The organism is Streptomyces sp. NPDC017520 (genome assembly GCF_044329855.1).
Lineage (GTDB): Bacteria > Actinomycetota > Actinomycetes > Streptomycetales > Streptomycetaceae > Streptomyces.
In genome coordinates, this window is sequence record NZ_JBIRKB010000027.1 from 82,170 (window position 1) to 93,748 (window position 11,579).

An 11,579-nucleotide genomic window follows, 5' to 3' on the forward strand; every position below is an offset into this window, starting at 1 on the left:
CCTCAATCCTCCGCCTTGCAGCTGCACGCACCCAGCCCCGCTCCTTCTCCCACCCCCCATGCGCCGGTCGGACTCGTCCGATGGCGCAGTAGCGTTCCCGTATGAGACTCGGAGTCCTCGACGTGGGATCGAACACGGTTCATCTGCTGGTGGTCGACGCCCACCCCGGCGCCCGACCGCTGCCCGCGCACTCGCACAAGGCGGAGCTCCGCCTCGCCGAACTCCTCGACGAGGCCGGCGCGATCGGCTCCCTCGGCGTGGACCGGCTCGTGGCGACGATCGCCGGCGCGGTCCAGGCCGCCGAGGACAAGGGGTGCGAGGACGTACTCGCCTTCGCCACCTCCGCCGTGCGCGAGGCGACCAACGCGGACGTGGTCCTGGAGCGCGTACGGGTCGAGACCGGCGTCGACCTCGCGGTTCTCAGCGGCGAGGAGGAGGCCCGGCTGACCTTCCTGGCCGCCCGCCGCTGGTTCGGCTGGTCGGCGGGGAAGCTGCTCGTCCTCGACATCGGCGGCGGCTCCCTGGAGATCGCCTTCGGCATCGACGAGGAGCCGGACACCGCCGTCTCCCTGCCACTCGGCGCGGGCCGCCTCACCAGCGCCTGGCTGCCGGACGACCCGGCCGGCCCCGAGCAGGTCAGGGCGTTGCGCCGGCACGTCCGGGCCAGCATCGCGCGGACGGTGGGCGAGTTCAGCCGGGCCGGCCGCCCCGACCACGTCGTAGCCACCTCCAAGACCTTCAAGCAGCTCGCCCGGATCGCCGGCGCCGCCCGTTCCACCGAGGGCCTGTACGTCCAGCGCTCGCTGAGCCGCAAGGCGCTGGAGGACTGGGTGCCCAAGCTGGCGGCGATGACGGTCGAGGAGCGCGGCCGGCTTCCCGGAGTCTCCGAGGGCCGGGCCGCCCAGCTGCTCGCCGGGGCCTTGGTGGCCGAGGGGGCGATGGACCTGTTCGGCGTCGAGGAGCTGGAGATCTGCCCCTGGGCCCTGCGCGAGGGCGTCATCCTGCGCCGCCTGGACCACCTCCCCGCGGAACGCGCCGCGCTGCTGGGCTGACGTAGCCCTGCGGAATCCGGGCCGCACCGATCGGGCGACGTTGCGGCGGCGGGACTCCGGGCCGCGCTGCTGGGCTGACGTACGGCGGCGGACTTCGGGCCGCGCTGCTGGGCTGACGTACGGCGATGGACTTCGGGCCGCGCTGCTGAGCTGACGTACGGTGACAATCCCATGGCCCTGGTCACTTTCCGCCAGGAGCCCTCGGCGAGGCGCACCCGTGCCCGTACGCTGTCCAGGTGGCAGAACCAGTGGTGCGCGTCCCCGATGCGAAGGTCGCCCTGTCGACGGCTTCGGTCTACCCCGAGTCCACCGCGACGGCCTTCGAGATCGCCGCGCGCCTGGGGTACGACGGCGTCGAGGTCATGGTCTGGACCGACCCCGTCAGCCAGGACATCGAGGCCCTGCGCCGGCTCTCCGACTACCACCGGGTCCCGATCCTCGCGGTGCATGCCCCCTGCCTCCTGATCACCCAGCGCGTCTGGTCCACCGACCCCTGGGTCAAGCTCCAGCGGGCCAGGGCCGCCGCCGAGAAGCTCGGGGCCTCCACCGTCGTGGTGCACCCGCCGTTCCGGTGGCAGCGCAACTACGCCCGCGACTTCGTGACCGGGATCTGGCGGATGGCGGAGGAGACGGACGTCCGGTTCGCCGTCGAGAACATGTACCCCTGGCGCTACCGGGACCGCGAGATGCTCGCGTACGCCCCCGACTGGGACGTCACCAACGACGACTACCGGCACTTCACGGTCGACCTCTCGCACACCGCGACCGCCCGCACCGAGGCGCTCGCCATGGTGGACCGGATGGGCGACCGGCTCGCCCATGTCCACCTCGCCGACGGCAAGGGCTCGGCCAAGGACGAGCACCTGGTGCCCGGCCGGGGTGACCAGCCGTGCGCGGAGCTGCTGGAGCGCCTCGCCCGTAAGGGCTTCGACGGACATGTCGTCATCGAGGTCAACACCCGCCGCGCGATGTCCTCCGCCGAACGCGAGGCCGACCTCGCGGAGGCGCTGGCCTTCACCCGCCTCCACCTGGCGACCGCGACCGCTGCCGACGGCCCGTCCCCGAGGATCCACCGCCCGTGACCGAGGAGCCCGACCGACCGCCGGTGACCGAGGAGCCCGACCGACCGCCCGTGACCGAGGACTCTCCCGCCGCTCCCTCCCCTCCCGCGCCGCGCCGCCGGGGCCGCCCCTCCCGCAAGGCCGCGTCCGAGGGCCCCGACGCCCGTACGCGCATCCTGGAGGCGGCCCGTACGGAGTTCGCCGAGCGGGGCTACGACAAGACGTCGATCCGGGGCATCGCCAAGGCAGCCGGGGTCGACGCGGCCCTCGTCCACCACTACTTCGGCACGAAGGACGAGGTCTTCGCCGCCGCCGTCGAGGTCACCTTCGAACCCGCCCTGGTCGTCCACACCGTGCTCGGCGGCCCGCCGGAGGGGCTGGGGGAGCGGCTGGCGCGCTTCTTCCTCTCCGTGTGGGAGGACCCGGCGACCCGCTCGCCCCTGCTGGCGATCCTGCGCTCGGCGGTCACCCACGAGGCGGCGGCGAACGTGCTGCGCGACTTCGTCCTGCGGCGGCTGCTGGAGCGGATCGCGGCGGAGCTGGACGTTCCGGACGCCACGTTCCGCGCCGAGCTGGCCGCCTCGCACATGCTCGGCATCGCGATGCTGCGGTACGTGATCCGCGCGGAGCCGCTCGCCTCGGCCGACCCGGAGGACATCGTGGCGATGGTCGCCCCCACGCTCCAGCGATACTTGGGCGAGCGCTGAACCCCGCCCGGGGCTGACCGCCACCCACCGACCACCCCGTCCCGCATTCCGGACAGGCTGTCCAGATCTTGGATCCGGGGCGTACGCTCGAAGGCAGTCTTTTCTTTCACTGTCGGAGGCAGTCCCCCTGCCGAAGGAGCGAGCGACGATGCCGCAGCTGAGGTCCCGCACGGTCACCCACGGACGCAACATGGCGGGCGCGCGCGCCCTTATGCGCGCGTCGGGCGTAGCGAGCGCGGACATCGGCAAGCCGATCATCGCGGTCGCCAACTCGTTCACCGAGTTCGTCCCCGGCCACACCCACCTCGCCCCGGTCGGCCGGATCGTCTCCGAGGCGATCCTGGCGGCGGGCGCGGTCCCGCGCGAGTTCAACACCATCGCCGTGGACGACGGCATCGCGATGGGCCACGGCGGCATGCTGTACAGCCTGCCCTCCCGCGACCTGATCGCCGACTCCGTGGAGTACATGGTCGAGGCGCACTGCGCGGACGCGCTGATCTGCATCTCCAACTGCGACAAGATCACCCCGGGCATGCTGATGGCCGCCATGCGCCTCAACATCCCGACCGTCTTCGTCTCCGGCGGCCCGATGGAGGCCGGCAAGGCCACCCTGGTCGACGGCACGGTCCGCAAGCTCGACCTGGTCAACGCGATCAGCGACGCGGTCGACGAGTCCATCTCCGACGAGGACATGCTCCGCATCGAGGAGAACGCCTGCCCCACCTGCGGCAGCTGTTCCGGCATGTTCACCGCCAACTCGATGAACTGCCTGACCGAGGTCCTCGGCCTCTCCCTCCCCGGCAACGGCTCCGTCCTCGCCACGCACACCGCCCGCAAGGGGCTGTACGAGGACGCCGGCCGCACGGTCGTCGAGATCACCAAGCGCTACTACGAGCAGGACGACGAGACGGTCCTGCCGCGCGCCATCGGCACCCGTGCCGCGTTCGACAACGCGATGGCGCTGGACATCGCCATGGGCGGCTCGACCAACACGATCCTGCACCTGCTGGCCGCCGCCGAGGAAGCGGAGCTGGCGTACGGCCTCGACGACATCAACGAGGTCTCGCGCCGGGTCCCCTGCCTCTCCAAGGTCGCCCCCAACGTCGCCCCCGGCGGCACGTACTACATGGAGGACGTCCACCGGGCCGGCGGTATCCCCGCCCTCATCGGCGAGCTCCACCGCGGCGGCCTGCTCAACGAGGACGTCCACGCGGTGCACTCCGACACCCTCGCCGAGTGGCTGAAGAACTGGGACGTCCGCGGCGGCTCCCCGTCCCCCGAGGCCATCGAGCTGTGGCACGCCGCCCCCGGCTGCGTCCGCTCCGCGACCGCCTTCTCGCAGTCCGAGCGGTGGGACACCCTCGACCTGGACGCGGCGGGCGGCTGCATCCGCGACGTCGAGCACGCCTACTCCAAGGACGGCGGCCTCGCCGTTCTCAAGGGCAACCTCGCCGAGGACGGTTGTGTCGTGAAGACGGCCGGCGTCGACGAGTCGATCTGGACCTTCGAGGGCCCGGCCGTCGTCTGCGAGTCGCAGGACGAGGCCGTCGACAAGATCCTCCGCAAGGAGATCCAGCCGGGCGACGTCGTCGTCATCCGTTACGAGGGCCCGCGCGGCGGCCCCGGCATGCAGGAGATGCTCTACCCCACCTCGTTCCTCAAGGGCCGGGGCCTGGGCAAGGTCTGCGCGCTGGTCACCGACGGCCGCTTCTCCGGCGGCACGTCGGGCCTCTCCATCGGCCACGCCTCGCCCGAGGCGGCCTCCGGCGGCACCATCGCGCTCGTCGAGGACGGCGACCGGATCCGGATCGACATCCCGAACCGCTCCATCGAACTGCTCGTCGACGACGCCGAACTGGCCGCCCGCCGCGAGGCGCTGAACGGCGTGTACGCGCCGAAGAACCGCGACCGCAAGGTCTCGGCCGCACTGCGCGCCTACGCGGCGATGGCGACGAGCGCGGACCGCGGCGCGGTCAGGGACGTCTCGAAGCTGAGCTGACGTTCCGGCTCAGGGACTCGGCGGACGACCGTCCGAGCTTGCCCGGTGGCTGGGGGCGGCCCATGTCGGCCCCTTCCGGGGGCCGTCCCGGTGGTTCGGGGCGGCCTCAGTTGGCCCTTGCGGCGGCCGTCCCGGCGGCTGGGGGCGGCCCATGTCAGCCCCTCCCGGCGGCCACTCCGGTGGTTCGGGGGCGGCCTATGTCGGGCCCTTGCGGCGGCCATCCCGGCGGCTCCGGGCGCCCCATGTCAGCCCCTCCGGCGATTGAGGAGCGGGGTCCGGGGCAGGGCCCCGGAAACCCGAGGGGGACCCCGGGCCTCACCAGCCCCCGGGCCTCACCAGCCCCCGGGCCTCACCAGCCCCCCGGCTCCGCCCCGTCCACCGCGAAGACCGACCCGTCCGGCGCCGTCCCCACGACCGTCCGCCCCGCCGTGACCGGGGCGGGCAGGTCGGAGGCGTAGGCGAGCTTCCCGCCGCTCAGCCGCGCCCGGGTCTGCCCCACCAGCGCGCCCCGGTCCGTGTCGACGGCCAGCAGCCGCCCGTCAGCGGCGGAGAAGTACAGGTGGCCGCCCTCCCCGAGCACCGGAGCGGAAGCCCGCCCGACCCCCGTCTCCAGCCGCCACAGCTCGGCCTCCGCACCGTCCGCCGCGGTGTCGACGGCCAGCAGCGACCCGCCCCGCGCCAGCAGGTACGCGACGTCCCCGGCCATGACCACCTGCGGCCCGTCCAGCATGAAGGGCAGCGGGACCCGGACCGATCTGCCGGTGCCGGGCGCGTACCGGACCAGCTCGGTGATGTCCGAGTTCTCGTCCATCGCCGTCAGCACCAGCTCCCCGGCCCCGGCGGCCCCGACCGGGGTGAGGGCCCCGTCCAGCCGCCGTTGCCAGGACACCCGGCCGGACGAGGTGTCCACCGCCGTGACCAGGGTCGACGCGCCCGAGGACGCCTGCTCGAAGGCGTAGGCGAGCCCGGACCCCCCGTCGTACAGGGCGAAGTCGGGCCGGGTGTGCTTCGCCAGCGGCCCCTCCCAGCGGGTCGCCCCGCTCGCCCCGTCCACCGCCGTCACCGTCCCGTCGTCCGCGACGGACAGCAGCGTGTCGCCCGCCGGGAACGCACCACCCGGACTCGCGGACAAGGCGGTGTCCCGGACGGCGGTGCCCTTCACCGGGTCGAACGCGCGCAGCTTCCCGTCCGGACCGGCGGACAGCACGACACCGCCCGAGACGACCGGAGCGTGGGCGGCCGTCCGCGACGAGGAGGACCGGGCCGACCACAGCACGCGCCCGTCCGCCGGATCGATCCTGGCGGTGCCGCCCCCGGCCGCCGAGCAGTACAGCGCGCCCCCCGCCCCGGCGATGGAACAGGCGGGCGTGGCGGTGCCGGAGGTCCGCAACGCGGTACGCCACGGGGTGACGGCGCCGTCGCCCCGCCCACCTTTGGCGCCCGCGCGTTCCGGCTCCGGGCGGCTCACGTCCGTACCGCCGCCCCACACGGCGTACGCCCCGGCGCCCGCCCCCGCCACCAGCAGGAGCAGCGCCGCCGCCAGGACCAGCCGGACGCGCGGCAGCCGCCGGTGCCGCACGACGGGCGCGGGGCCCACATGCGTGTCCGCCTCCGCACCGTCCCGCTCCCGCGCCGCCGGCACCGCCGCCGCGACCACCGCCCGGCGCCGCTGCGACGGCACGAACGCTTCGGCCTCGTACGACGGGGGCAGCAGCGCCTCCATCACCTCGCCCGGCGTGGGCCGCTCGGCCGGGTCCTTCGCCAGGCACCGGGCGACCAGCGGCGCGAGGTCCTCCGGCACTCCGCCGAGGTCCGGCTGGTCGTGCACCACCTGGTACGCTACGATGTACGGGCTGTCCGAGTCGAACGGACCCCGGCCGGTCGCCGCGTGGACGATCACGGCCCCCAGCGCGAACACGTCGGCCGGCGGCCCGACCTCGCGCGGCCGCTGGAACTGCTCGGGAGCCATATAGGGCGGCGAACCGATCAGCTTGCCCGTCTCGGTGCGCAGATCACTGTCGTACGGCCGGGAGATCCCGAAGTCGATGACCTTGGGGCCCCCGTCGGTCAGCAGCACGTTGCTCGGCTTCAGATCGCGGTGGATCACGCCCGCCCGATGGATGTCCCGCAGCGCCTCTGCCAGCCCGGCGGTCAGCCTGCGCAGCTCGGCGGGGGCCATCGGGCCGCTCCGCTTCACCTGCTCGGCGAGCGTGGGCCCGGGCACGTAGAGGGTGGCCATCCAGGGCCGCCCGGCCTCCGGATCGGCGTCGACGACGGGAGCCGTGAACGCCCCGCTCACCCGCCGCGCGGCCGCCACCTCCTGCCGGAACCGCGCCCTGAACTCGGGATCCGCCGCGTACGGCGCGTGCACCACCTTCACCGCGAGCTGCATCCCCGAGGCCGAGCGCGCCAGATGTACGACCCCCATGCCGCCCGAGCCGAGACGGGCCTCAAGTCGGTAGGCGCCGGCGTAACTCGGAAACTCCGCTTCCGGATGCGCTCCGGGCTCTCGCAGCGGCGGCATCGCCCACCCCCGTGTGTTCGTGCGCATGCGACGCACGGAGCCTAGTCGATGGTGCGTGCGAGAGGCACGGGGCTTGCTAGCCTGCGCGTCGTACGCGCCTCGCGTACACGACATCTCAACGGGGGAGGCCCACATGGGCGTTGAAGAGGACACCGCAGAGCCCACGCGCAACGAGGTGGACGGGGCGGAAGGGGCGGAGACGGCGACGGCCGTGGCGGAGGCCGAGCTGAGGGTGGAGACCACCGCGTCCGGCACCCGCTACCCGGTCGCCCCGGGCTACCGGGTCAACGTCCGCACCGGACCCGGCACCAGCTACCGCATCGTCAGGACCATGCCGTACGGACAGAAGATCCCGATCTACTGCCAGAAGCCGGGCGAGACGGTCACCGGCCCGTACGGCACGTCGAACCTCTGGGACAACATCGCCAACGGCCAGTTCGTCGCGGACGCCTACGTCTACACGGGGCGTGACGGCTACGTCGCACCGCGCTGCGACTGACGGCTCCGCCGGGGCATCCGGGGGCTTGCGGGGATAATCGGCCTCGTGAGCGAGAACAGCGCAGCCCCCGGCACCCCGCCCGCCACGGCCCCGGGCCCGCGGCCCGAGCCCATCCGCTTCTTCGGTACGAGCTGGGTCGACCACGACGGCGGTTACGGCCTCCGGCGGGCCGGCGTCGCCGTCGGCTCGCTGGCCGCCGCCGTGGCCGCCTGCTTCCTCCTGCGCTTCGCCTACCAGGGGCTGGAGATCGCTGAGGTCGGGAGCCTGGTCGGGATCTTGGTGATCGCGATGTTCTCCATCTGCAGCGCCATCGCGTTCCGCAAGACCTGGGAGGGCTTCGGCGCCCGCCCGAAGGACCCGGACCGCGAGGACTCCCTGCGCGGCCTGAAGTCGATCGGCTTCATCGGCTCGCTCCTCGCCTACTTCGTCCGCTCGCTCACCGAGGCCCCGGGCGAGAAGCTGCGCCGCACCGAGTACGAGAAGGCCCGCGTCCAGTTCGAGAAGCGCCGCTCGACCCGGACCGGCAACCCGTCGGCCCGCAGGACCTCCGGCCGCAAGCGCCCGAAGCGCGGCTGAGTGCCGGCCGCGCCCGCCCGAGCAAGTCAGCAGCCCGCCGACCCCGCGTCGGCGGGCTGAGCCGTCTCGCCCGCGTCCCACCCCAAAACGGGACCCCTTGCCGGGACCCCATAACGGGACCCCTTGACGGGACCCCATAACGGGACCCCTTGACGGGCGGCACTGTCGAGCGAAGAATTCAACACGTGATGAATTACATGGAGAATGACGGATCCGGGGCCACGCCGACCGCACCCCCGGCGCACCCACCCCCACCCCCGGCGATCGAAGCCCGCGGCCTCACCGTCGTCCGGGGCGACCGAACCGTCCTGCGCTCCCTCGACTTCACCGTCCTCCCCGGCAGCATCACCGGCCTCCTCGGCCCCTCCGGCTGCGGCAAGACCACCCTCATGCGCACCGTGGCCGGCACCCAGGCCAGAGCCACCGGCGCCCTCGCCGTTCTCGGCCGCCCCGCGGGCGACCCCGCACTGCGCAGCCGCATCGGGTACGTCACCCAGGCGCCCTCCGTCTACACCGATCTCACCGTCCGGCAGAACCTCGACTACTTCGCCGCCGTCCTGCACCCCGGCCGCGCCCACCGGGACGCCCGCCGCGCCGCCGTCACCCGCGCGATCGAGGACGTCGACCTCACCAGTCACGCCGACGCCCTCGCCGGGGCGCTCTCCGGCGGCCAGCGCAGCCGCGTCTCGCTGGCCGTCGCCCTGCTCGGCACCCCGGAGCTGCTGGTCCTGGACGAACCGACCGTCGGGCTCGACCCCGTACTCCGCCGCGACCTCTGGGACCTCTTCCACCGCCTGGCAGCCGACCGCTCCACCGCACTCCTCATCTCCTCCCACGTCATGGACGAGGCCGAGCGCTGCCACCGCCTCCTCCTGATGCGGGACGGCCTGATCCTCGCCGAGGACACCCCCGACGCACTGCGCCGCCGCACCGGCACCGAGACCGTCGAGGAAGCGTTCCTCCGCCTGGTCGACGAACACCCGGCCGACGTGGCCACGCCGCCCGTCCCGCCCCACACCCAGGAGGCCTCCCGATGACGGCCACCGCCCCGCCCGCGACCGAGGGCGCCCCCGCCCGTCCGCTCACGCCGTCCCGCACGGCAGCCACCGCGGGCCGCGTCCTGCGCCAGCTGGCCCACGACCCCCGCACGATCGCGCTCCTCGTGATCGTCCCGGTCCTGCTGATCACCCTGCTCCGCTACGTCTTCGACGGCGCGGCCGGGACCTTCGACGCGATCGGGGCCTCCCTCCTCGGCATCTTCCCGCTGATCACGATGTTCCTGGTGACCTCGATCGCCACCCTGCGCGAACGCACCTCGGGCACCTGGAGCGCCTCCTCGCCCTCCCGCTCGGCAAGGGCGACCTCATCGCGGGCTACGCCCTGGCGTTCGGCGCGGTCGCGGTACTCCAGTCGGCGCTCGCCACGGCCGTCTCCATCTGGCTGCTGGGCCTGGACGTCGCCGGCTCACCCTGGCTGCTCCTCCTGGTCGCCCTGCTCGACGCCCTGCTCGGCACCGCGCTCGGCCTGTTCGTCTCCGCGTTCGCCGCGTCCGAGTTCCAGGCCGTCCAGTTCATGCCGGCGGTGATCTTCCCCCAGCTCCTGCTCTGCGGCCTGTTCACCCCGCGCGAGGCGATGCACCCCGCCCTGGAGGCGATATCGAACGTCCTGCCCATGTCGTACGCGGTCGACGGCATGAACCAGGTCCTCCGTCACCCGGACATCACCGGCGACTTCGTCCGCGACATCGCCGTGGTCGCGGGAAGCGCCCTCCTGGTCCTCTTCCTCGGCGCGATCACCCTCCGCCGCCGCACGCCCTGAGAACCCCGATGCGAGGATGACGCCGGGACGACGGCCCGCACCAGACGACAGAGCACAGCCCAGAGCACAGTCCAGCACCGCCCGGAGGGTGAACGCATGACCCAGACAGTCGCAGTCCTCGGCACCGGCAAGATCGGCGAGGCCCTGCTCAGCGGGATGATCCGGGCGGGCTGGCGACCGGCCGACCTCCTGGTGACCACCCGCCGCGGCGACCGGGCCCAGGAACTCCTCACGCGGTACGGGGTCGAGTCGGTCACCAACGCGGAGGCGGCCAAGAACGCCGACATCCTCATCCTCGCCGTGAAGCCCCAGGACATGGGCAAGCTCCTGGACGAACTCGCCCCGCACGTCACCGCCGACCGCCTGGTCATCAGCGCCGCGGCCGGCATCACCACCGCGTTCATCGAGGACCGGCTCACCCCGGACACCCCGGTCGTCCGGGTCATGCCCAACACCCCGGTCCTCGTCGACGAGGGCATGTCCGTCATCTCCGCCGGCAGCCACGCCACCGGCGCGCACCTCGCCACCGCCGAGGAGATCTTCGGCGGCGTCGGCAAGACCCTGCGCGTCCCGGAGTCCCAGCAGGACGCGGCGACCGCCCTCTCCGGCTCCGGCCCCGCCTACTTCTACTTCCTGGTCGAGGCCATGACCGACGCGGGCATCCTGCTCGGTCTGCCTCGCGCCCAGGCCCACGACCTGATCGTGCAGGCCGCGATCGGTGCGGCCGTCATGCTCCGTGACAGCGGCGAACACCCGGTCAAGCTCCGTGAAGCCGTCACCAGCCCGGCCGGCACGACCATCAGCGCCATCCGCGAGCTGGAGAACCACGGAGTGCGCGCGGCCCTCATCGCCGCCCTGGAGGCGGCCCGCGACCGCAGCCGCGAACTGGCCTCCGGCAACGGCTGACGCCCAGCTCAACCCCACCGTCCGCCCCCGGCCGCCGGCACCACCGGCCGGGGGTTGACACACTCCGGACACATCCGTAGTGTGCTCCGAGTTGTCCGACGTGAGCGCCGACCCCGGTCGGTCCCCGGACAGCCATTCCGCAGTGACCACGACAGAACACGCGACCTCGTGTCGCATGCTCTTTCGTGTGCCAACGCGAAATGAGGAATCCGCGTTCGAAGGAACGCACCCCGATTAGCGTCGGGGCGCAGGATTCCGCTAAAGTCTCACTCGTCGGAACGGCCCAACAGCCGGGAAGACAAGCCCCGCTGACTGGGAATCAGGCCCGAAAGGATCTGATAGAGTCGGACTCGCCGGAAAGGGAAAACGCGAAAGCGAAGAACCTGGAAGGTGAGAGATGCGAGACCCGCTTCGACCGGGAATCGGACACGAAAGAG

The 11,579-nt window shown here is 72.9% G+C and carries 9 protein-coding genes and 1 pseudogene; 9 read left to right on the top strand and 1 reads right to left on the bottom strand.

From position 1 onward, the window contains the following. Positions 1-101: 101 nt before the first annotated feature. The 4 genes from ACH4KB_RS36455 to ilvD all read left to right on the top strand — a co-directional run bounded on the left by ACH4KB_RS36455 (position 102) and on the right by ilvD (position 4,819). On the top strand, positions 102-1,052 hold the full coding sequence (locus ACH4KB_RS36455; RefSeq protein WP_398071151.1) for a Ppx/GppA family phosphatase: 951 nt from the start codon (positions 102-104) through the stop codon (positions 1,050-1,052). Positions 1,053-1,300: 248 nt separating this feature from the next. After that, positions 1,301-2,134, top strand: a complete 834-nt coding sequence (locus ACH4KB_RS36460) for a sugar phosphate isomerase/epimerase family protein (protein ID WP_398071175.1) — start codon at positions 1,301-1,303, stop codon at positions 2,132-2,134. A 50-nt stretch (positions 2,135-2,184) separates the two neighbouring features. Then, on the top strand, positions 2,185-2,820 hold the full coding sequence (locus tag ACH4KB_RS36465; protein ID WP_398071176.1) for a TetR family transcriptional regulator: 636 nt from the start codon (positions 2,185-2,187) through the stop codon (positions 2,818-2,820). 148 nt (positions 2,821-2,968) lie between these two features. Further along, positions 2,969-4,819, top strand: coding sequence for a dihydroxy-acid dehydratase (gene ilvD / locus ACH4KB_RS36470; protein WP_398071153.1), 1,851 nt, complete (start codon positions 2,969-2,971; stop codon positions 4,817-4,819). A 349-nt stretch (positions 4,820-5,168) separates the two neighbouring features. Here the strand turns inward: ilvD and ACH4KB_RS36475 are convergent, their stop codons facing one another. Further along, positions 5,169-7,343: a protein kinase gene (locus tag ACH4KB_RS36475; protein WP_398071177.1), complete on the bottom strand. Its 2,175-nt coding sequence runs from the start codon at positions 7,341-7,343 to the stop codon at positions 5,169-5,171. 133 nt (positions 7,344-7,476) lie between these two features. On the opposite strand from ACH4KB_RS36475, the gene ACH4KB_RS36480 reads away from it, so the two are divergent. The 5 genes and pseudogenes from ACH4KB_RS36480 to proC all read left to right on the top strand — a co-directional run bounded on the left by ACH4KB_RS36480 (position 7,477) and on the right by proC (position 11,142). Then, complete coding sequence (locus tag ACH4KB_RS36480; protein ID WP_398071155.1) at positions 7,477-7,842, top strand: SH3 domain-containing protein; 366 nt, start codon at positions 7,477-7,479, stop codon at positions 7,840-7,842. A gap of 45 nt (positions 7,843-7,887) precedes the next feature. Further along, the gene (locus ACH4KB_RS36485; RefSeq protein WP_398071157.1) at positions 7,888-8,418 is read left to right on the top strand and encodes a hypothetical protein; all 531 of its coding nucleotides are present in this window, start codon (positions 7,888-7,890) and stop codon (positions 8,416-8,418) included. A gap of 197 nt (positions 8,419-8,615) precedes the next feature. After that, positions 8,616-9,455: an ABC transporter ATP-binding protein gene (locus tag ACH4KB_RS36490; protein WP_398071159.1), complete on the top strand. Its 840-nt coding sequence runs from the start codon at positions 8,616-8,618 to the stop codon at positions 9,453-9,455. Beyond that, positions 9,452-10,236, top strand: a pseudogene (locus ACH4KB_RS36495) (ABC transporter permease). Before ACH4KB_RS36490 ends, ACH4KB_RS36495 begins: the two are co-directional and overlap by 4 nt. Before the next feature lie 96 nt (positions 10,237-10,332). Continuing rightward, positions 10,333-11,142 carry a pyrroline-5-carboxylate reductase gene (proC, locus tag ACH4KB_RS36500; protein WP_398071161.1) on the top strand — a complete coding sequence of 270 codons (810 nt, stop codon included), beginning with the start codon at positions 10,333-10,335 and terminating at the stop codon, positions 11,140-11,142. Positions 11,143-11,579: the final 437 nt, after the last annotated feature.